Source organism: Pseudocitrobacter faecalis, assembly GCF_965231525.1.
Lineage (GTDB): Bacteria > Pseudomonadota > Gammaproteobacteria > Enterobacterales > Enterobacteriaceae > Pseudocitrobacter > Pseudocitrobacter faecalis.
Genome location: NZ_CBDDNJ010000002.1, coordinates 3,337,097 through 3,362,575 on the forward strand (window position 1 = coordinate 3,337,097; position 25,479 = coordinate 3,362,575).

General features: G+C 58.6%; 1 protein-coding gene. It reads right to left on the bottom strand.

Annotated elements, in window-relative coordinates:
- Nucleotides 1-134: 134 nt before the first annotated feature.
- Complete coding sequence (locus ACOXYR_RS16490) at nucleotides 135-25,421, bottom strand: Ig-like domain-containing protein (protein ID WP_421356123.1); 25,287 nt, start codon at nucleotides 25,419-25,421, stop codon at nucleotides 135-137.
- Nucleotides 25,422-25,479 lie beyond the last annotated feature (58 nt).

A 25,479-nucleotide genomic window follows, 5' to 3' on the forward strand; every position in this document is an offset into this window, starting at 1 on the left:
TGGTTTGTCCGGTTAAACCGTTCACCATTATCCCGGCCACGCGGTAAAGATTTGAAAACGGCTGACAGGATTTCTCCATTGCCGCTAAAGAACTGCAAAGACCCGCCGCGCACGGCGGACGGGTCTGTTAAGGGTTAGCCTACGATTAACTGATGGTTTGCCAGCAGGGTGGCAAGGTCGGTCTGGACACCGTTCAGCGTCACCAGGGTGGTGAAATCGCCGCCCTGCCCGCTCAGGTCAACCTGAATCAACGTGTTGCTGCCTTCCGTGGTGACCTTCAGGTAGCTCAACAATTCGCTGTTCGGATCGTCCATCTGTGCAATGCCGTTGATGTAGTGCGCGCTTTCATTGGCGGTGTAGCCGCTGCCCTGAAGCAGATCGCTGAGATCGATACGATCCGAGTCTGCCGTCCCTTCCCAGGTGCCGAGGGTGAAGCCTTTCACCACATCGCTGCCGTTGCCGCCGGTCGCGTCAGCCCCGTTGAGCAGTTTGTAGAGCAGCGTATCCTGGCCGCCATTGCCGATGTTGAAAGTGTCGTTACCGCCGCGGCCTTCGAAGATGTTGTCGTCGGTGCTACCGGTAAACACATCGTTGCCGCCGCCGCCCGCCACGCCTTCAATATTGACGAAGGTCGCTTTGCCAAAGCCCGTTTCCTGCGCGTTGGCATTACTCAGGTCAATCTTCAGCGCCGTATCGCCCGCCAGTTTGTAGTCCACGATGTCCATGCCGCCCGTCGAACTCCAGACGTTTTCATCGGAGACCACCACACTGCCGCCCGCACCGTTGTATACGTGCGTGCCCGCCGTGGCATACAGGGTGTCGTTATAGCCCGTCCCCATAATGCCCGTGGTGTTACTGCCATCACTGGCAGCCAGCGCGCTATCGGCGGCTTTATCTCCGCTTTCAGCCGTCAGGACGTAAGCGTGGTTTTTCTCCACCGCTTTCAGGCCAGACCACGTACTGTTGACATTTGCAACCGTTGTCAGTGCGCCGGAGTCATCAAAGGCAAAGTTCTCGACACCGCCGTAGTGCTGGCCGTTCGCCAACAACACCGCGCTGTACGACTTGCTGGCATCCAGCCCGTAGAAGTAGACCAGCGCCGTCGAGTCGTTCATGTTGACGCCACCCTGCGGGTTGATGATTTGCGAGCTCACCACTTTGCCTGTGGCTTCATCAATCAACAGCACCGTGTTGCCGTAGAAGATGTTGATGCCGTTGGCGTCGGTGAGACGCAGAATCATGCTGGTGCCGTCTTTGATGACGCTCTTGTTTTCGACGTAGGCGGTTGCGCCACCCTGCGCCCTGAATACCACCAGGTCGCGGTCGCCGTCATAGTCGAGGTCAATCGCCAGGCCGCCGGTGCTCACGTAGGTTCCGCTCAGGTTGGCGTTCTGCAGCAGCGTCTGCGGCATACTCCAGTTTACCTGTCCGGTGTTCACGTTCGTTCCCTGGTTAGTCCATAGCGCAACGATGTTGTTCGCATTCCCCAGACTGGTATTGCCCCTTTCTCCGGCAATTTCGATGACATCCATCTTGCCGTCGCCGTTCCAGTCCACGGCGATAGAGGTCATGCTGCTGATCTCATCGCCGAAGTTTTGCACGCTGTAACCCGCCCCAACACCATTGGAGGCAAGGGTTAAGTTTCCTTTACCATCGTTGTAGTAGATTGCGCTGTTGGCACCATAGCTTCCACCTTGTCCACCCAGTCCGCCAATGAACAGATCCATAAAACCATCGCCGTTCAAATCTGCCCACATCATGGTGGTAAAGCGGTTAGCCGTCGTGCCGGTATTACCATAGAACACATCGGTAACGACCTGCGTATTCGTCAGCGTCATATTGCCGGCATCATTCACGCCGTTGCTGACAATCACCAAACGTTTGTCCGACGAGCTCGAACCACCTTTCGATGTAACGTTGCTGCCGCCCGTACCGTGATAAGCCAGATCCACATACCCATCGTTGTTCAGGTCAACACCCGACAGTTCACGGCTAGGCTGAGCGTTGTTGTTGTTGGTCGAGGCGACGCCGTCCTGGGTCGTCGGTGAGTAAACATAAGCCCCCGTCTTATCGAACCCAAGAATGGTTCCGTCGGTGTTCATGACCAACTGAGAGTCATAACCCCCCCGCGCTTCGGAGTCATTAGGCGTTCCATCACCATAGGCAACATCAACGAAGCCATCACCATCAAAGTCGATACCCACAATGCCTGCCCACCATGAGTAGGTGTTGGCGTTACCGTCGTTGGTTTGTCCGTTAACCCCGTAAGATCCCACCTGGAACGTGGTGTACGTGCCGTCGCTGTTGTACTTAAACGACTGTTGCCCGTTAGCGTATTCCGTATCCGATCCTAACAAGTCCATCAGGCCGTCGCGGTCAAAGTCGATAAACGACGACGATTGCTGGCGGTCGGTTCCGTTGAGCGACACGGAGTTAAACGATCCCAGCGTCGAAGACGTGGTGCCATTCTGCGTAAAGATGGTGGAGTTGCTCAGAATGCGCCAGGTTCCGTCCTCACCAATGGTCATCGCTGTACCGCTGTCACTGCTGGTGGCCGCCGTAGAACTAAAGCTGATCACCGGTGCCGCCGAAACGGTCAGTTCACTGCCGGTTTTATCCCGGCTGATCTCCTGGCCATCTTTGTTGAACAGCACGGCGGTGACGTCATAGGTGTCAACATTCAGCGCATGCGAATCCTGCAACTGCACATACCAACTGTTTTTGTTCGGTTCAATAACCACATCGCCCGTGCGTGAGCTATAGGTTGTACCGGCAATCGTCACTTCCAGATACTCATCCGCATAGCGGTTAAAGTTCAACGTACCGCTGATAATCGGCGTCGAATCCAGCGTATCCTGGGTGTTAATGGTGATTGGCAGCTCAACCGTAAAGTTCATCACGTCAGAGAGCGTGCCCTCGTTACCTGCGGCGTCAACAACCGCTGCCTGATAACCGTAGGTCTGACCATCGCGCAGCGGTTCCGTCAGCGCAAACGTCCACTCCGTACCGGTCACGCTGGCGCGGCCCAGATAGTCGCCGTTGCTGTCATAAACCCGGACAAACTCGCCCGTTTTCAGCGCTTCAAGTAGCGTGCCGCGCAGTACCGGTAAGCGTTCATCGGTGACGGTATTGGCGCCGAAGTTTCCGGTATCCGACCCGGTATTATCGGTGTAGCCCACCACTTTGGTGACGCCGCCCGGTGCATTGGTATCCACCGTGACAATCTGCTGTGTCGTCTGCCCAACGTTTCCGGCGTTATCGACAACGCGCAGCTGATACAGGTTTTCACCGTCATCCAGCACGCGTGTGTCGATATAGCGCCAGTTCGTGCCGTTGACCACCACATCAATCCAGGTTTTGCCACCGTCGAGGCTTATCTGGGCGCGTTCATCTGCGCTCAGTTCCGCCCCCAGCGTACCGTACAGGGTGATAGAGGTGTCATTGGTCAGGAAGTCACTATCGCTGTACCCGGTGTCATCGGAGATGCTGTCCACCGTAATGGTTTTCGCATCGTCCGGCTTGACCGTGTCGATGGTGACCGTCGCGCTGTCCGTCGCCCCGACGTTGCCCGCCGCATCGACCACGCGCACCCAATACTCGTGCTTGCCATCGTCCAGAACCTGGGTGTCGTTGTAGTACCAGGAGGTGCCGATAGCGACGGTATTCACCCAGGTCACGCCGCCGTCCATGCTGATCTGTACGTATTCACCCGGCTGGAGCGTGCTCACCAGCGAACCGTGGATCGTCAGCGTTTTATCGTTAGTGATAAAGTCGCTGTCGCTCAGGCCGCTGTCTTCCGAGATATGCGTGATGGTGACCAGGTTCGTCATATCCGGGCGTACCGTGTCGACCGTGACGGTTTTGCTGGCGGTCTGGCCGACGTTGCCCGCATCGTCAATCACACGGAGCTGGTAGGCGTACGTACCATCATTCAGCTTCGCGTCGTTGGCGTAGATCCAGTCGGTGCCATTCACTTCAAGCTCGATCCACGCGCCGCCGTTGACACGAATTTGCAGATGTTCGCCCGCCTTCAGCCCTGCGCCCAGTCGTCCTTCCAGCGAGTAGGTCTGGCTGGACGTAATAAAGTCATCGTCAGCAATCCCTGTATCGCTTGAAATGCGGTCGATAATGATGCTCTGGCTGGCGTCCGGCGCGACGCGATCAAGTACCACGTTCTGGCTGTCGGTAGCACCGACGTTGCCCGCCTGATCGACGACGCGCACGTGATAGTTATGCGTACCGTCTTCAAGCGTGCGGCCATCGGCATAACTCCACTGGGTGCCATTGACGACCAGATCAATCCAGCTTACGCCGCCATCAAGGCTGATTTGCGCTTTATCACCGAGGCCCAGTGCCGCGCCGAGTTTACCGTTCAGCACCACATTGCCAACGTTGGTAATAAAGTCGTTGCCGACTAACCCGCTGTCGCTGGTCAGGCTATCAATCGAGATAGCCATCTGCGGTGGCGTCAGATCAACGCTGATGCCGTGGACGCTTTCCCCGCTGTTGCCGATGGTGTTAGTGACGCTGGCTTTGATCTCATAGGCATTGCCGTCGGTCAGCGCCATCAGTGCCACTGTACCCACCAGCACCGACCAGATCCCGCCCGCCTGCACGGTGGTTTCATAGGTGACGTTATTGAGCGTCACTACCACTTTCTGTCCTTGTGGTGCCGTGGTGGTGCCGGAAATGGTCAGGCTCTGCCCTCTTTCGGCGGCGTTGATCACGTCATCCTTCGCGACGGTATTGATGGCGATAACCGGTTTTTCACCGCTCAGGGTGACGTCATGTGTACCGCTGCCGGTATTACCTGCGGCATCTTTCACGGTCGCGGTAATGGTGTACTTGCCATCCACCAGGCCGACGAAGTCGAGCGCCGGTACGGTGACTTCCCAGCTTTCATCCGCCGCCACTTTCGCTGTATAGGTGCGTCCAGCGAGTTCCACGGTGATGGTCTGACCGGCAGCGCCTTCCGCTTTACCGCTCACTTTCTGCGCCACGAGCTGTTCCGGCTGGTTCACCAGGTCGTCCCCGGCGACAACGTTAATCGTCACCACGGGCGCCACGGTATCGACAACGAAGGTCTCGCTGTTGCTACCCAGGTTGCCTGACGCGTCGCTGACCATCGCATCCACCTGAATCGTACCGTTGCCCATAAGGGCCACATCCGCTTTCGGGATCGTGGTTTGCCAACTGCCATCGCTGTTTACCGTCGCGGTATAGCTCTTGCCATTGACGGTGAGTGTCAACGTCCGCCCGGCTTCCGCCGTCGTAGAGCCGTTAATCACCAGCGCCTGCCCCTGCTCGAGCGCGTTGAGCAACCCGTCGCCCGATACCGGGGCGATGATGATTTCTGGCGGCGTAGTGTCAACCAGCAGAGATTGCCCCGCCTGGCCGATATTGCCCGCGCTGTCTTCCGCGCTCACCGAAATGGTGTAACGCTGGCCGTCCGTCAGCAAGGCCAGATCGGCTTTCGGGATAGTCGTTGTCCAGCGATCGCCCGTTACCGTTGCCGTATAGTTCTTACCGTTCAGGGTGATCGTCACTTCGCTGCCTTCCGCCAGGCCGCTGCTCGACCCGGTCAGCGTCAATGTTTTCCCCTGCTCGCTGGCGTTCAGCACGCCATCGACTGCCGGAGTATCCATCGTCAACAGAATATTGGAGGTGTTCACCGTAACCACTTTGCCCTGGGTGGTGGCGTTGCCCGCACTGTCGGTGACGGTTGCGCTGATATTGACCGTGCCGTTGTTAAGCGCGGAAACAATCTGCGCCGGAACACCAATGCTCCATTTGCCATTGGCATCCACCACCGTGCTGACGGTGTAATCGCCCACGGTGACGGTGACCTGATTGCCGGCGACAGTGCCGCTCGTCGTCCCGCTGACCACCAGAGCCTGACCATGTTCTACCAGGTTAATGATGTCGTCGCCCGCCGTGATATCGAAACTCACCGTTGGCGCCATGATATCGACCGAAACCGTCTGGCTGAGGGTGGCCGGGTTACCCGCCGCATCAGCGATAGTGACCGTGCAGGTATATTGCCCGGTAGCCAGCGTTGCCAGCGCGTCTGGTGACAGATCAACCTGCCAGGTGCCGTCAGCCAGTACGCTGCCGCTGTAGTCCACACCATTCAGCGTCAGGGTAACCGTTGTCCCCACCGGGGCGTTGGTGGTGCCCGTGACCACCACACCGGCTTCGGCTTCAGCGATATTAATCACGTTATCCGCTGTTATCGGGTTCAGCGTGATGTGCGGCGGCGTGGTATCCACCTGATATTCATGGCTGGTGCTCGCCGGGTTACCGACTTTGTTGGTGACCTCAACCGACAGTTGCGCCGTGCCATCACGCAGGGCCGAAAGCGCTGCCGCTGGAATAGTGTGACTCCATGCGCCATCAGCACCAACCGTGGTGGTGTAGACCTTGCCGCCAAAGGTCAGGGTGACGGTTTGCCCCTGTTCAACGCCGGTGGTGTTGCCACTGAGCGTAAGAGGCTGCTTCATCTCCAGCGCGTTAAGGACGTTGTCATCGGTAACGTCATTCACCGAGACGGAGACAGGCGCGAGATCAACGGTGACTTCATGACTAATCTCAACCTTATTTCCCGCCGCGCTGCTGGCGCTGACGGTCATTTCCAGTTTGCCTTCATTCCACTGCTTCACGTCCGCCGCATCAATACCGACAGACCAGCTACCGTCTGCGGCCACCACGCCGCTGTAGCTTTTCGCGCCGATAACCAGCGTGACTTTCGCGCCAACCGGCAGATCCTCACTGCTGCCTTTCACCACCAGCGACTGGTTATGTTCGCTGAGGTTAATCACATCGTCGCCCGCCACGATATCGAAACGGATACCCGGCTCGTTGTAGTCGACCATGAAATCATGCTGGGCAGTGCCGAGGTTGCCGTGGCCGTTGGTGACACTGGCGGTGATCGTCAGTGCGCCATCGCCAATCGCGGAGAGTTCGTTCGCCGGGATTGTCGCTTGCCAGTTCAGGCTGGCGTCAACGGTCGCTTCATAGGTTTTCCCTGCCAGCAGAACGTACACAATGTCGTTTTCTGCCGCGCCGGAGACCTTGCCGCTCACCACCACTTCAAGCGCAGATTCATCCTTGTTAAGAACGTTATCGTCGGTAATGGCGTTGATGGTAACGGTTGGCGCGCGGGTATCCACAACCAGTTGCGCGGAGCCCGACGCCGGGTTACCCGCTTCGCTGCTGGCGTTTGCCGTTACGGTGTACGTGCCGTCGCTAATCTGCGCCAGATCCGCAGGCGTCACTTCCAGCGACCAGTTACCGCTGGCATCAATTTGCGTGCGGTACGCTTTGCTGTTCAGCGTGACCGTCACCCACGTATCCGCCGCCAGACCATCACTGGTACCGTTAAGGGTCAGGTTAACGCCCTGTTCAACGGCGTTCAGCACGTTATCACCGGCAATCGCTTCAAACTTGAGCCACGGTTGACCATTATCCACCACGATCGGGCGTGACTCGGTGCCGGTGTTACCCGCGCTATCGGTAATTGAGACATTTACGTGCTGCTGACCCGCCCCCAGCGCCTGCATATCGGCAGCCGGAATGCCCACGCTCCAGTGCCCCTGTGCATCCAGTTGAGTGGTGTAATATTTGCCGTCCACCTCCACGCTCACGCGATCGCCCGCCATGCCGCCGACGCTGCTTCCGGTGACGACCAGCGCCTGGTTCTGCTCTGCGGCGTTGATGATGTCATCGCCGGAAATCAGGTCGATGGTCACCGTCGGCGCAACGGTATCAACGGTCAGTTGCTGCGTCGCGGTGCTGCTGTTACCGGCTTTATCGGTCACGCTAACGGTCACGCTGGCGCTACCCTGCGGCAAGCCTGCGAGTGCATTACTGGCAAGTGTCAGGCTCCAGCTGCCATCGCTGTTCACCGTCACCGGGTCGCCATAGGACTGGCCGTTGATAAGCACGGTGACGCTCTGCCCTGCCTCAGCGCTGGTGGTGCCGCTGAGGGTGACCGCGCCTTCGACTTCGGCTTTATTCAGGACGTTATCCGCCGTCACCGCCGCAATCGTCAGCGTTGGCGCGGAAGCATCGACGCTGAATGCCCACTCGGCGCTGGCACTGTTCCCATGCTGATTGGTGACGCTGGCGGTGGCATTTGCCGCGCCATCACGCAACGTATTCAGCGAACCTGTCGGCACGGTAAACTGCCAGCTTCCGTCATCCTGCACCTGTGCGGTCCAGGCTTTGCCCGCCAGCATCACGGTGACGGTCTGCCCGCTTTCCACGTTGCGGGTTGAGCCGCTCACCGTCAGCGCTTCACCGCGCTCAATCGCGTTCAGCACGTTATCGGCGGTGAAGGTATCGATGGTTATTGCCACCGGCGCGATATCTACCGTGACCTGGTGATCCATTGCGGTTGTCGTCCCGGCGCTGTTCTGCGCCGTGGCGCTCAGTTGCACCGTGCCCGCACTCCAGCCTGCGACCACATTTTGTGGCACAGAGACGGCCCAGCTACCGTCAGCGTTGACACTTCCGGTCCAGCTTTCACCCTGACCGTCGGACAGGGTAACGATGGCATTTTCGGCCAGCCCGCTACTGGTTCCCGTCACCGCCAGAGCATGGCCCTGCTCAATGCTGTTAATCACATCATCACCGGCAACCGTATCAAAACGGATCCCCGGCGTACCGGTATTGACCGCGATATCACGGCTATCCGAACCGGTATTACCGTGGGCATTCTGCACGCTGGCATCGATAGTCAGCGGGCCGTCACCAAAACCGGCAACGTCGGTGCTCTCGACGGTGACCGACCAGAGACCATTCGCCTCAACGGTGGTGTTGTGCGTTTTGCCCGCAACAATTACCTGCACGCTATCGCCTGGCGCAGCGCCGCTCACCGAACCGGAGATCGTCAGATTTTGGCCCGCTTCGCTCGCGTTAATCACATCATCGCCCGCGACCAGATCGATATGCACCACCGGCAGGCGGGTATCGACCTGCAACTGCGTGCTGCCGGAAACCGGGTTACCGTTGGCACTGCTGGCGCTGGCGCTAACCGTATAGCCCGCATCACCCAGCAAGGCCAGGTCGGACGGCGCAACCGACAGTGACCAGTTGCCGCTGTTATCGGTTTGCGCGGTATAGTCGCGCCCACCCAGCGTGACGGTCACGATAGCGCCCTCTGCCAGACCACTGCTGCTACCCCTGATCACCAGGTCGGTGCCGCGTTCGATGGCATTAAGCACATTGTCATCGGCAATATCCGCGAAGGTCAGCGTCGGCACGCCCAGATCGACCTGATAGTCTTTCGTGGTGGACGAGCTGTTCCCGGCGCTGTCGGTGATGGTCACCTTCAGTTCGCCGCTGCCGTTCGGCAGGGTCGCCATATCTTCTGCGGTGACGCCAATGCGCCATGTGCCGCTGGCATCCACCTGTGTGGTATACGGTTTACCGTTAAACTCAACCACCACCGTATCGCCCACTTTCGCATCAACGGTCGTACCGCTGATCACCAGCGCCTGGCCTTTTTCCGCCGCGTTGATGATGTTATCGGCGGTCAGATCGTTTACCGCGACTGTCGGTGCCTGGGTATCCACCAGGAAGGTGTGGTTGCCGGACGCCGGGTTACCCGCCTTATCGCTCACGCTGACGTTAACCGTGGTTAACCCCTGCGCCAGATGACTGAGCGCATCGGCCGCAAAGAGCGCTGTCCAGATGCCGCCTGCGGTCACCAGTGCGGTTTGTTCAACGCCGCCAATATTGACCGTGACCGTCTGGCCCACTTCCGCCGTGGTGGTGCCCGACACCGCCACTTCACCGCGCGCTTCCGTACCGTTCAGCACGTTATCTGCGGTAACCGCATCGATGAAGATCGTCGGCGCGGTGGTATCAATAACAAAGTTCAGGCTGTTGCTGGCGCTGTTGCCGCTGGCATTAGACACGCTCACCTGCACGACGGCATCACCGTCGCGAAGCCCGTTCAGCGCCCCCGCATCCAGCGTGACGCTCCAGGCGTTATCCTGCACCGTGCCGGTGAATTGCTTGCCGTTCACGGTCACCGTCACGGTACGCCCGTTGTCGATATTAGTGGTGTCGCCCGTCAGAACGATTTGGCCCGATTTTTCCGCACCGTTGACCACGTTATCCGCCGTCACCGGATTGATAGAAACGGAGGTTTCACGCAGATCCAGCGCCACGGATTCGTTAATCGCGGCATCATTACCGCTCACGTTCGCCACGCTGGCGTTCACGGTGATCGACGCCCCGTTCCAGTTTTTCATCTGGTCTGGTGTCAATTGCAGCAACCACGAACCATCAGCCTGCGTTGCCGCTGTCCCCACGGTAGTACCGTTAACGCTAACCGTCACAATGCTGCCCGTGGCGACATCAGTCGTTGTCCCGCTGATCACCAGCTCTGATGCGCGCTCAGCAAGGTTCAGAGTGTTATCCGCGGTGACGCTATCGATACGAATGCCCGGTTCGGTGCTATCAAGCGTGATACCGTGCTGACCGGAGCCGATATTGCCATGCCCATTGGTGACGCTCGCAGTAATGGTCAGCGGCCCGCTGCCCAGTGCAGAAAGTTCGCCTGCACCTAACTCGACCGTCCAGGTGCCGTCACTCTTCACGTTTGTGGTATGCGATTGCCCGGCGATAATCACCGTCACCACATCATTTTCAGCCGCGCCACTTACCGTACCGTTAATCGTCACGACACCGTTCATTTCGGTCATACCGATAATGTCATCGTCGGACACCGGCAGGATGGTGATCGTCGGTGCGCGGGTATCCACCAGCAGCGACGTTGTATCCGTCACGCTGTTTCCGCTGCTGCCTGCGGCACTGGCGGTCAGCGTATAATCTGCTTCACCCAGTTTCGCCAGCGCATCCGCCGGAACGGAAACCGACCACCCGCCGCCTGCCTCAGTCTGCGTCTGATAATTCACGCCGTTGAGCGTGACGGTCACCACCGTACCCTCGGCCAGTGAACTGGTTCCCGATACCGCCAGAGGCTGCATCTGTTCAATGGCGTTAAGCACCCCATCGGTAGACAACGTATCAAAGCGCAGTGTCGGAATACCGGTATCAACGTTAATGGTGTGTTGCAGCGACTGGCTATTGCCCGCGCTATCGGTCACGGTCACATTGATTTCATAACCGATACTTTCCAGCACGGCCATATCCGCCGCCGGCACGCCAACGCTCCAGTTACCGTTCGCATCCAGTTGCGTGGTGTACGTTTTACCGTTCAGCACCACACTCACTTTATCGCCCGTCGTGCCGTTCGTGGTGCCGCCGCTGATGACCAGCGCCTGGCCAAGTTCAGTGATGTTGATCTTGTCATCACCCGCCACCGTGTTGATGGTTGGCGTTGGCGCAACCGTATCGACCAGCACGGAATGGGTCGTTTCGGTGCGGTTGTTCGCCGCATCTGTAATGACCAGTTTGATGTCATTCAGCCCGTCGTTCAGGTCGACCAGATCCGCTGCGCTCACATTCAATGACCAGCGACCATCACTCCCCACGACGGCGTCGTGCGTTTTGCCGTTCAGCGTCAGAGAGAGCGTCTGACCGATTGCATCGCTGGTGCCGGTTAAGGTCAGTGACTGGCTAAGTTCGGTACTGTTCAGAATGTTGTCAGCCGTCACCGGGTCGATGGCCAGCACCGGTGCGTGCGTGTCAACCTCGAAGGTGTGGCTGTTGGTTGCTTTGTTACCGCTGACTGTACTGACGCTCAACTGCACAGTCACTTCGCCGTCGCGCAGCGCGGCGAGAGAACCGGCGGGAACGGTCGTGCTCCACGTATTGTTATTCACCGTGGCGGTAAACTGTTTATTGCCCACGGTGAGGGTCACAACTTGCCCGTCTTCAATGCCGCTGGTTGTGCCGCTCAGCACCACCTCGCCTGCTTTTTCTGCGGCGTTAAGCACGTTATCGGCGGTGATCACATCCATCGCCACCGATACCGGTGCGTTGTCAATCTGCACATCCTGGCGGATGACAGCGACATTACCTGCGCTGTTCTCAACGGACGCCTCAACGGTAATTTCCCCCGTCCAGCCGCCAGCCACACTCTGTGGAACGCTGAATGCCCAACTGCCGTCCGGGTTAACGGTCGTTTGCCTTATATCACTACCGATAGTGACGGTGACCGTCGCCCCCGGCTCCACGCCGTAAGTCATCCCGGTGACCCACACATCCAGCGCCAGTTCGGCGATGTTCAGCACGTTATCGCCGGTCAGGGCATCGATACGGATCCCCGGTACACCCGTGTCGAGGGTGAAATCACGGCTGCCAGAGCCCACGTTGCCGTGGGCGTTGGTGATAGCCACGTCTGCCGTCAACGGCCCGTCGCCCAGCATCGCCATGTCTGCTGGCGTCAGGGAGACACTCCAGTTACCTGCGGCATCCACCGTTGCGGTTTTCGCAGCCAGACCACTGAGGGTGACCACGACGCGATCGCCTGATACCGCGCCCGTTACGCTACCGCCGATAAGCACTGAACCCTGCGCTTCCGTACTGTTAATGATGTCGTCGGCGGCGATGATAGAGACGGTCACCACCGGCGCTTTGGTATCGACCAGCAACGGTTCCGTGGTGGTCACGTTGTTACCATCACCCGCCACGGCGCTGGCGCTTACGGTGTAGTTTGCTTCGCCAAGCGTTGCCAGATCAGCTGCGCTCACCTCAACGCTCCATTTACCGGTGGCATCGGTCTTCGCGATGTAGCTCAGCCCTGCCAGCGTCACCAGCACCTCGGTGTCGGCGGGCAGATCGCTGGTTCCGCTAATGGTCAGCGGCTGGCCTTTTTCGGTTGCGTTGAGTACGCCATCTTCGGCCAGAGTATCGATGTCCAGCTGCGGCTTGCCGGTGTTGACGGTGAAGTCATGGGTGACGGTCTGTTCATTCCCGGCCCGGTCAGCAATCACGACCGTGAAGTTGTTGTCGCCTTCGCTAAGTTTGGCCATTTCGCTGGCCGGAATGCCAACGCGCCACTCACCGTTGCTGTCGACGACGGTGTGATATTCCACGTTGTTCACGGTCACGATAACCGTGTCGCCCGGTGCGCTGTCTGTGCTGCCGCCGTCAATCACCAGTGCCTGGCCCTTTTCGGTGGCGTTGATGATGTTATCGCCGGTCAGTGGGTTCACGGTGACCTGTGGGATAACGGTGTCGACGTTCACCACGCTGTTCTGCGTCGTGCTGTTTCCGGCGACATCGCTGACGCTGACGGCAAACGATACGCTGCCGTTGCTAATGCCGTCGAACACGCTGGCTGGCACACTCACCTGCCAGGTACCCTCGGCGTTGACGTCGGCCAGCAAGGTTTCATCCCCCACTTTCACCGTGACAGTCTGCCCTTCACCCGCGTTGGTATAACCGCTCAGGATCTGTGTCACCTGCGCTTCGCTGGCGTTGACAACGTTGTCATCGGTCAACGGGTTCACCGAAAGCGTTGGCGGCGTGGTGTCGAGAACAAACGTCCCGCTGGCGCTGGCGCTATTTCCCTGCGAGTTCGTCACGCTGGCTTCAACGGCAACGCTGCCGTCTTTAATGGCGGCAAACATCGCGTCGGTGACCGTCACTTCCCAGGTGCCGTCCGCTTTAATGGTGGTATCCAGTCGCTGGCCACCGACATACACCACTACCGGGTTACCTGCGGCAGTACCCACGCTGGTGCCGGAAAGCACCTGTTCCGTCGCTGCTTCGCTGGCGTTAATAATGTTATCGTTGCTGAACGCGTCAATCGCGATAGCCGGCCCGGCGGTCACTACATCCACATCGTGGCTGACAGAAATGGTGTTGCCCGAAATATTCGCGCCGCTAGCTGTCAGGGTGACCGTGCCGTCATTCATTGAACCGACGTATTCGGCTGGAATTTCGATGATCCACCGTCCGTCATTGCCGATCATGACGTCATCAGACGAGAAAATCTCACTATCGCCATCCATCAACGTCAGCGTGAACTTCGTCCCTTTCGCAATATGCTCACTGGTTCCGCTCACCCACAGAGACTGATTCAGCTCGGCGGCGTTAATGATGTCGTCACCTGCAACCGTGTTGAAACGGATCCCCGGCAGGCTGGCGTCGATAGTCATTTCGCGCTCGGCGCTGCCCTGGTTGTTATATTCATCCGTCGCGGTGACGTTGACCGTCAGTGCGCCATCGCCCAACCCGGAAAGGGTGTCAGCGTCGAGCGCCAACGACCAACGCGTACCGTCGTCCGTCAGCACCACCTGATCGCCTGTGAACGTCTGCCCGCCAATGGTGACGGTCACGCTACTCACCGCCACATCGGTGGAGCCGGTGATGACGATCCCCGCCGCCGCTTCAACATTATTCACCACATCATCAGCAGTGATGGCATCAATGGTCACGCGCGGCAGGCTGGTCTGAATATCCAGCGGACGGCTGGCGCTTCCGGTATTCCCGGCGGCATCCGTCGCGCTCACGCTGACGTCGTATTGATGGTTGTCCACCAGCGCCGGAAGATCTTCTTTCGGCACAATCGCCGACCAGTTACCGTTCGCTTCCGTTACGCCGTAGTAGGTCTTGCCGTTCAGACGAACGGTCACCTGTACGCCTGCGGTCAGAATATCTGACGTACCGGACACGGTGAGATCTGTACCGCGCTCGTCGCTGCTCAGGAGATCGTTTCCGGCGATCTCTGCGATGGTTAGAACCGGTGCTGCCGTGTCGATGGCAAACGGGAACGAGTCCGTCCCGACGTTGCCTGCCGCATCCGTGATCGCCACCTGAATAGTATGATCACCGTCATCGAGCGCCGCCAGATCGCTGGCTTTCACCCCGACGCTCCAGCGCCCGCTGCCGTCCACGATGGTCGAATGGGTGTGATCGCCCAGCGTCACCACGACTTTGTCTCCGGCGGCCGCCCCTGTGCTGCTGCCGCTGATCACCTGCGCCTGACCCGCTTCGGTCGCGTTCAGCACGTTATCAGCCGTCAGCCTATCGAGAGTGATGGTTGGTACTATCGTGTCGATCAGAACACTGTGCTCCAGCGAGGTGCTGTTCCCGGCTTTATCCGTCACCGCGACGGTCAGATCGTGTGAGCCCTGCCCCAGCGCATTCAGCGTGCTGGCATCAACGACCATGCTCCAGATCCCGCCCGCAAGTACCAGTGCCGTTCCCAGCGTCTGGTTGCCAACGGATACGGTGACCGTCTGGCCAACTTCCGCATTCGTTGTGCCGCTGAGGGTAACCCCTGCAGTGGCTTCCACGCTGTTGATAATATTGTCGCCCGCGACCGTGTGGAGGGTCAGCATCGGGGATTCGGTATCGACCACGAACTGGCGTTCCGCACTGGCGGTATTGCCGTGGGCGTTAGAGACAGAAACCTGTACCGTTGTCTGACCGTCACGCAGCGCGCCCAGGTCTGAACCACTCAACGTCAGGCTCCAGGCCCCGTTATTCACCGTCGCCGTGTACTGTTTACCGTTCAGGGTGATGATGACATCGCGACCATTTTCGACGCCGCGCGTCTCGCCGGTCAGCGTTTGTTCAGCGCCTTGCTCAACCGCATTCAGGCGATCGTCGCTAAACAGGGTATTCACCGACACCGCGACGGCTTGCGTATCGACCTCAACCGTGTGCGCAATGTTTTGCACGTTGCCCGAGGCGTTGGTGCCGCTAACCGCAATCACCAGAGGGCCCTCCGGCCAGGTTTGCATCGTCTGCGGCGAGAAGAGAAGCTGCCAGTTCCCCTGGGTATCCAGCGCGGCATCGTAGTTCACGCCATTGATGACGATCGTCAGCCCTTTCAGGTTATCCAGCCCGGTTGATGTGCCGGAAAGCACCAGAGAATTGCCCAGTTCGATGGCGTTGATCACGTCATCGCCTGCCACCGTATCGACACGAATCGACGGATAGGAGACATCAAGCAGGATCTCACGGCTGGCGTCGCCCCGGTTACCGTTCTGGTTCTCAACCCAGGCTTTCACCGTCAGGTCGCCATAGCCAATACTCTGCAACGCCTCCGCGCTGACGTTCACCGACCAGGTACCATTCGCCTGCACAATGGCTTCAAGCGGCTCGCTGAGCCCGATATCGATATAGACTTTTTGCCCGGCTTCCGCGTTCACCACGCGACCGCTAATGGTCTGCTCGGTTTTGATTTCGTCATCGTTAATGACGTTATCACCAGCAATGGTGTCGATGGTCAGCAGCGGCAGCGTCGTATCCACCAGCACATCGTGGCTGACGGTTTTGTGGTTGCCCAGCGTATCGGTCACGCTGGCGGTCACGGTGTAACTGGCTTCACCCAGTCCCGACAAGGCTGACGGCGGCACAGTGACAGACCAGTCGCCATCGACGTTTGCCACAGTGGTGTACAGCACGCCGTTCAGCGTGACGGTAATGGTCTGATTCGGCTGGTTGCTGGTGCCGGTGATCGCCAGATCCTGACCTTTTTCGTTCAGGTTGATGATGTCATCGCTGGCAATCGCGTTGATGGTGATTTCTGGCTGTGCGGTATTCACCGTGACGGTGCTTTCCAGGCGGCCTGCGTTACCCGCCTTGTCCGAAACCGTCACCACCAGCGGGTTGCTTCCTTCGTTCAATGCGGAAACCGCAGAAGCCGGTAAGCCAATGCTCCATTTATTGTCGCTGTTCAGCGCGGTGGTGTAGTTTTTCCCGCCGATAGAAACCGTAATAATCGCCCCGGCTTCCGCATCACTGCACGTACCGCTAATGATTTGCGCCTGACCGTGCTCGGAAGCATTCAGGATATTGTCGCCGGCAATATTATCCACGGTAATCACCGGCGGCAGGGTATCCACATTGACGTCGGTCGTGATACGGGTTTCATTGCCCGCCAGATCGCTGACTTTCAGATTCAGTTCAAAACTGCCCTGCGGCAGTGCGCTCTGTGCTGCTGGCAGCGTGATGCTCCATGCACCGTTGTCAGCCACCGTGCCGCTAAACCATTCGCCGTTCCATTCAACCTGTACCGTTTGCCCCTGCTCTGCGCCGCTGAAGCCGCTGACCACAAAGCCGCCTTGCGCTTCGGCCAGGTTAATGACGTTATCTCCCGCGACGCTGGAAACGCTTAATGCAGGCGGAGTAACGTCAACCTCATACTGACGCCCCGCATCGGCCTGATTACCGTTAACGCTGCTGACGCTCACCTGCACGCTGGCGGAACCGTCACGTAGCGACGCTAAATCCTCCGTTGAAAGATCGACGTGCCAGCTTCCGTCATCTTCCACCCGAGCCTGATACTCATGCCCGGCAAAAGTCACCGTCACGCTCTGTCCGACTTCAATACCGGAGGTGCTGCCGGTCAACGTAATTCCGTTTGCACGTTCTTCAGCGTTGATTACGTTATCCGTTGTGACAGGATCGATACTCACCGCCACCGCGTTTAAATCAACCTGTGCCAGATGGCCGAAACTGCTGCCTGCGTTACCTGACATGTTCTGTGCGCTGGCGACGATACTCAGTTCGCCGTTTTGCCAGCGGCTGACATCCGTCTCCGGTACGATCACCGACCAGCGACCGTCACCATTCACCTGCGTGGTATAGGTGGTGGTTTCCACCACGCCATCTCGCATTCCGGTAATGGTGACCGTGACATCATGCCCTTTCGCCACGCCCGTACTGGTGCCGCTGATGGTGATATCGCCCTGGGCTTCCAGGATGTTAATAACGTCATCACCCGCCACGGTATCAATACGCAGACCCGGTACACCGGTATCCACGCTCAATTCATAGTCTGCGCTGCCGCTGTTGCCACGACCGTTAGTGACCGTCGCGGTCGCCGTTAACGGGCCGTCGCCAAAGGCGCTGAAGGTATCTTTCGGGATGGTAACCGTCCAGACGCCGCCAGTTTCAACCGTCGTCTCGAAAGTTTGTCCGCCCAACGTCACTACGACGTTGCTGCCCACTTCGGCATTTTTCGCGGTACCGCTAATGAACTGATCCTGCCCGCTCTCCTCAAGGTTAATCACATCATCATCCGCCAGCCGCGTAATGGTGACCTGCGGTGAAGCGGTATCCACGGTGATCGGACGGCTGGTACTCTGATGGTTGCCCGTTTCGTCAGTGACGCTGGCGGTGATCGTATAGTTCGCTTCGCCCAGCGCGGCTAAATCCGCCGGAGGAACGGTGACCTGCCAGTTGCCATCGCCATCAGCTTTGACAGTGTAATCGCGCCCGTTCAGGGTCACGAGAATGTCGCGATCCGACTGATTGCTCGTACCCGTGATGGTGATGCCTGCGGCTTTCTCTGCATCGTTAACCACATCGTCAGCCGCTACCTGATTAATGGCGATTAACGGCAGATCCAGCACCACTTCCACAATGCTGGTCAGCGTGTCGATGTTGCCCGCGCTGTCGGTGACCGTAACCTCCAGCGGATATTCACCAGCAAGCAGATTGCCTGCTGGCGGCACGCCCAACTGCCAGTTGCCGTTGTCGTCCAGCACCGTGGTGTAGCTTTTGTTATTAAAGGTGACGGTAACGAGGGAGCCCGGTTCCGCATTCAGGCAGGAGCCCGAAATAATCTGCGCCTGTTTCAGTTCAGTGGCGTTCAGTTTGTTGTCGCCGGTTACCGGCGTCAGCGTCAGTTCCGGAACAAGCGTGTCAACATTGACACTGTGCGTCTGGCTGCTGGTGTTGCCCGCCTTATCCTGCACGCTGACAGCCACGGTTTGCATCCCCTGCGCCAGCGTCGTGACGTCCTGTACACCATCGATGTGTACGCGCCAGGTGCCGTCACTCGTGACGTCGGCGGTATAGGTGTCATCCAGCCATTTAACAATAACCTTCTGGCCCGCTTCGGCGTTGGTGGTACCGCTAATGTCAAAACCGGCCTCCGCTTCCAGCGCGTTGACCTGGTTATCCGCTTCAACCGTGTTGATGCTGATGGTCGGCGGCGTGGCGTCGACCACAAACTGACGTTCCGCCGATGCGCTATTGCCGTTGATATTGCTGGTGCTGACGCGGATGCTGGCCTCGCCCTCTTTCAGGCTGCCCATATCCACCGCGGCAACCTCAAGCGTCCAGCGACCGCCAGCCACTTCAACATCATAGCGATGGCCCGCGAAGGTAACCGTCACATACTGACCGTCTTCAATGCCCACAACCGCACCGCCCAGAGTCAACGGCTCGCCGCGCTCGGTCAAATTGAGAACGTCATCCGCGGTGATAGGATCGATGGTGATCGCAGCCGCACTGAGATCCAGTTCAACTTTATGCTCAATGGCGCTTTGGTTGCCGTTGATGTTGGCAACGCTTGCGCCAATCACGACTTCGCTGCCGCTCCAGCCCGCCACTTCCTGCGAACCTATGTTGACAGACCAGCTTCCATCGGCATGCAGCGTGGTGGTGTGCGAAACGCCATTGATCGTCACAATCACATCCGCGCCCGCTTCCGCGCCCTGCGCCGTACCGCTGATCAGTAAATCCTGTTGGTGTTCGAGGATGTTGATAACGTCATCGCCCGACACGGTATCGATACGAATGCCCGGTTTGTCGATATCGATGGTGAACTGATACTGGCTTTGCGTACTGTTGCCATGTTCGTTAGTGACAGAGGCGGTCGCCGTCAGGCGACCATCGCCTAAGGCCTCCAGCATCGCCTTCGGAAGTTCCAGTTCCCAGGTACCGTTAGCCTCAACCCGCGCCTCATAATCCTGACCGCCGATGGTGATGGTCACCGTTTTTCCAGCTTCAACATTCTGGGTAGAACCCGTCAGCGTCTGCGCTGTGGCCAGTTCATCAATGTTGATGACATCATCACTATTGTTTTGCAGGCCGTCGATTTGCAGCACCGGGGATGCGGTATCCACCAGGATGGCCTGGCTTGCGCTGGCGCTGTTGCCCGCGGCATCAGTGACGCTGGCAACCAGCGTATAACCGGCCTCGCCTAACAGCGCCAAATCGGCAGGCGATAACGCGACCTGCCAGACGCCGCTCTCAGCATCGGTGGTGGCCGTGTAATTTTTGCCGTTGAGGGTCAGGGTTACCTCAACACCTTTCTGGTTGCTGGTGCCGGTAAGCGTAATGCCTTCGCCACGCATCTGCGCGTTGATAACGCCGTTATTGTCTACCGCATTGATAGCGATTTCCGGCGCGGCCAGGGCGACATTGAAGTCATGGCTGCCCGTGCCAATGTTTCCGGCGCTGTCTTTGACGGTCACCAGAATAGTTTGCTTGCCTTCCTTGAGATCGAGGACGGAATCCGCAGGCATCCCAACGCTCCAGCGCCCGGCGGCGTCCAGCACGGTGGTGATGCTCCAGCTTCCTACCGCAACGGTGACAATATCGCCCGCCGCTGCGTCCGTCACGCTGCCGCTGATAATTTGCGACTGGCGATGTTCGGTGCTGTTCAGCGTGTTGTCGCTGCCGCCGACCTTATCAATGGTGACAACAGGCGCCTGGGTATCCACCAGCAGCGTTTGCGTGGTTGTCGTGCTGTTTCCGGCTTTATCCGTCAGAGTGACCACGACCTGCTGCGGGCCTTGCGGTACCTGCGCCGCATCCGCCGCATCGATCTGCGCGCTCCAGCTACCATCGGCCTGAACGACGACCTCGTACGCTTTTCCATTCCAGGTCACCTGACCTTTCTGGCCCATCTCCGCGTTGCTCTGGCCCTGAATGGTAAACCCGGCAGTGGCTTCTGCCGCGTTAATCACGTTATCACCGGTGACCGCATCGAGCACAATCGTCGGTGCACTGAGATCAACCTCGTAAACCTGTGCGCTGTGCGCCTGATTACCGTTCTGGTTACTGACGCTCACCTGCACCGTCGCGTCACCTTCGCGCAGCGAAGCCAGGTCAGATGGCGACAGGGTGTAACTCCAGCCGTTATTTTCATCAACGGTGGTGGTGTACTGATGACCCCCAAACAGAATGGTCACCGTCTGGCCCGCTTCCACACCGGAGGTCGTCCCCTTCAGTACCAGCGGCTGCCCCTGCTCGGTGGCGTTAATCACGTTATCTGCGGTGACGTTCTCAATTGAGATAGCCACGGTATCGAGATCCACATCGATCGTATGCTGCCAGGAGCCGGTATTTCCGGCGTGGTCATCGACACTGGCATCAATTTTCAGCGCGTCGTTCGGCCAGCGTGCAACATCGATCGCCGGAACGGTCACCGACCAGGTACCGTCCGCGTGCAGCGTGGTGCTGTAATCCTTGCCATTCACGGAGACCAGGACATCCGCCCCGGTATTCGCACCGCTTACCGTACCGCTGATCACTACCGGCGCGCCCTGTTCAATCAGGTTAACCACGTCATCACCTGCCACGGTGTCGATGCGGATCCCCGGAAGAGTGGCGTCAATTTCGGCCTGATATTCGCCTGTGCCACGGTTGCCGTGGACGTTGGTGACTTCCGCCGTAAAGTTCAGTTCACCATCGCCCAGCGCGGTGAGTTCATCTTTGGTTAATTCGATGTTCCATTCGCCAGCACCGTTCACGATGGCGTCTTTGCTAATGCCGCCCACGGTCACCGTGACAGTGCTGCCCGCTTCCGCGTTGACCACGTAGCCCGTCAGGATCTGCCCGGTGCTGACTTCATCGAGGCTGATGACGCTGTCGTTGCCATCAAGCCCGGTGATCACCACCTGCGGCGCGGCGGTATCCACTACCACGTTATGGCTGGTTGAGGCGCTGTTGCCCGCGCTATCGGTCACGCTTGCGCTGAGGGTGTATTGCGCTTCGCCCAGCGCCGCGAGGTCTGCCGGGGTGATCGTGACAGACCAGTCACCCTGCGCGTCGGCGGTTGTCTGGTATTCACGCCCGTTGAGGATCAGCGTTATCTGACGGCCCGGCTGGTTGCTGCTACCGCTCACCTCCAGGCTCTGGCCTTTTTCGATGGCGTTGATCACATCGTCGCTTGCCACACCGCGATTAATGGCGATTTCCGGCGCGGCAAGGCTCACGGTAAAGACATTTTCACTCTCACCGGTGTTACCGGCTTTGTCGGTAATGCTGGCGGTAATTTTCGCCTCACCTGCGGCAAGGGACTGAATCTTGTCAGCCGCGACGCCGATGCTCCAGCGGCCAGCGGCATCCAGTACGGTGGTGAAGGTTTCTGTCTGTGCGTCACTGCCAGTGCCGTAGTACAGCGTGACGGTCACGCTATCACCCGCGATGCCCCCGGTGCTGGAGCCGGAAATCACCTGCGCCAGTTGATGCTCGCCCTGGTTTATCACGTTATCGGCGGTGAATGTGTCGATAATCACCGTCGGTGCGAGCGTATCGACCAGAATCTCCTGTGATGTGGTGCTACTGTTGCCTGCGCGATCCTGTACGGTCACCGTGACGCTTTGCGCGCCCTGACCCAGCGCGGTTAAATCTGCTTTCGGAACGGTCAGGCGCCAGGTGCCATCATCTGCTACTTCAGCGGGGTAGGATTTACCATTGAGGCGAACTGTGACAGTCTGCCCCGGCTCTGCCGAGGTGATGCCGCTCAGGATTTGCCCGGCGGTGTGCGTCGCTTCTGCCGCGTTAAGAATGTTGTCATCGGTCAGGGAGTCAATGCTGACAGACGGAGGTTGTGTATCGACAGTGACCTGACGACCGCTACTGGCGGTGTTGCCGCTGGTATTGGTCACGCTGACCTGAATATCCGCCGCGCCATCGGCAAGATTCGACAGCACGCTTGCCGGCACGTCGCAATGCCAGCTACCGTCGCCCTCTACGGTAGCGGTCAGGGTTGCACCGCCAATACGGATCACCACGGTCTGGCCCGCTTCCACGTTCTGCGTCAGACCTTCCAGTGTGATCCCCGCCCCTTTTTCAGCGGCATTGATCATGTCATCGCCCGTCGCCGGGTTGATGGAAATCGCCACCGGGTTGAGATCGACGGTCACACTGTGGCTACCGGTTGCCTGGTTGTAGCCGTCATCTGCGGAGACGGTGATGGTCAGGCTGTCCTGCCCGTCAACCAACGTTTTCAGTTGGTCGCTGCTGATGCCCGTCTGCCAGCGCCCGCCAGGGCCAATCTGCGCGGTAAACGCTTGACCATTGATCTCCAGTTGTACGGTCGTGCCCGCCTGAATATGGCTGCTGGTACCGCTGATGGTCAGGGATTGATTCAGTTCGATGGCGTTAATGATGTCATCACCGGAGACGATGTCCACGCCGAGACCCGGCAGGTTAGCGCTGATCACGAATGCCCCGTGAGTCGTGGCGCTGTTGCCGCTGAAGTTGGTCACGGTGGCGGTGATATTCACTTCGGTGTCGCCCAGCGCCTGCAACTGCGCGGAGGTCACTTCCATCTCCCAGCTCAGATCGCTTTTAACGACAGCGTTGCCCAGCAAAATGCCGTTCAACGAAACAGCGACGGTATCGCCCGGTTTCGCATAGCTGACAGAACCGGTGATGTACTGGCTTTGCGCCACGTCGTCCACGCCCAGCAGATTATCACCAGCGACGGTATTCAGCGTTACTACTGGCGATAAAGTATCCACTACCAGCTTGCCGCTGTTTTCCACCGCGTTACCAATCGCGTTGGCCCCCGCGACGGTCACCGCGTAGGTGGTGTTATCCAGTGACACCAGGTCTTCCACCGGGACAATGACTGACCAGCTGTTGCCCCCGCCCTGCGCGCTTTCAACGGTAGACTGATAAACCTGGCCGTTCAGAGTAACGGTTAATTCAGTGCCCACCGCAAGGTTAGTGGTACCGGAAATGGTCAACGGCTGGCTGACACTATCCGCATTCAGCGTGTGCGCACCATTGATCTCATCAATCTGGATTACCGGCGCTTCCGCCGCCATCGTGAAGGTGTGCTCACCGCTGCTGACGTTGCCCGCCGCATCGGTGATGGTAATCTGGGCCGTGTGCTGCCCCTGCTCAAGCTGGCTAATCAGCGCAGGGGTTAACGGCGCGCTCCACTTCCCGTCGCTGGAGATCGCGCCGATTATCGTGGTGCCATTGATGGTCACTTCCACTTTGCTACCCGGCGCGGCATCGGTGGTACCGCTGAGGATCTGCACTTCCGACTGCTCCTGAGCATTCAATACGTTATCAGCAGTCAGGCTATCCACCGTGAGGGCTGGCCCGACGCTGCTTATTGTCACGCTGCCCTTCGTGGTGGTTTCGTTACCCGCCTTGTCGCTGACCGTGACGGTAATGGCATTCGGCCCCTGAGGGAGCGTTGCAAGCGCGTCGGCATCGATGGAAATCTGCCATTTCCCGCCAGCCTGGACGGTGGTCGTCCAGCTCTTGCCGCCAATGTTTACGGTGACCGTCTGCCCTTCTTCGGCGTCGGTTGTACCACTCAGGCTTTGCGCTGTCGCCAGCTCACCGCTGTTAAGAACGTTGTCATCAGTCAGCTTATTGATTGTCGTATTTGGTGCCTGGGTATCCACCATCAGGGTTTGTTCACCCGTGATGATATTGCCGGTGCTATCCGTACCCGTGACCTTGACCTGATGCGTACCCTGTGCCAGCTTGCCGATATCGGCGGCAGGCACCGAAACCTGCCAGCTACCGTTTGCGCCCACTTCTGTGGTGTACGTTTTGCCGTTAAGCGTCACAGTGAGCGTGGTGCCCGCCGCGAGCTCTTTTGACTGTCCGCTGACGATAACGGCGCTGGCCGCTTCTGTTGCGTTGACGACGTTATCGCCGCTCACGGTATCTGCGGTAATACTGGCCTTCGCCGTCACCACTTCCAGGGTGATTTTGCCGCCATCGGTAGTTTTGCTACCGTCGATCTGCACCACGCTCCAGGTATGCGAGCCTGCATCCTGGGTCGGTAACGTCACTTTCCAGGTGCCGTCGCTGCTGACCATCGCGCTGGCGACGGTGTTACCGCTGGCATCTTTGATTTGAATCGTGCTACCCGGCTGCCCGGTGCCGGAGAACGTTGGGGTGGTGTCATCGGTCAGCGCATTGCTGCTCAATACGCCCTGCTTGTCACCCTGATCGTCAGAGACAACAAACGACGGCTTTGCCGTCTCAACCGGCCTGGTATTATCGATGACAGTGGTATGGCTCCCCCCACCATCATCATTTACCAGCAGTGCGCCTACGCCGCCGCCCAGCAGCAGGCCGCCTGCAATCCAGCCCCACGGCAGGTTATCCAGCGCGCTCTGTTCGATAAAAGGTTCAATACTGGCAATTGGCGTCGCCTGCGGCGTCAGCGCAACCTGGCCCATGCCCAGGCTTTCGCCCGTTTCGGCAAAAGTGATATGGGTCAGTTGCTGGTTGTCATCCATAAACACCAGTTCTGACTGTTTTCCGTTCTCTTCGCCAAAGGCTGAAAAATAGTTGCTGCAGCGGATGACCGAGCCATCTTTCATGTAGATGAGCAGGTCTTTTCCCTGACGAACATATCGCTCGACGTTTGCCGGCGCCCCCTGAATCTGCACTACGCTCGGTTCGGTCAGTAAAATGGAGAGATTCCCCTCACTGTTGAGGACTGTTTTACTGGCGGTTTTACGGGCGATGATATTGATTGTTTTAGACACAGGAGGCTCCTTGTAAGTATCTGCGGAACTGCGTTTTTCCTGAGATGGCGAATAAGGG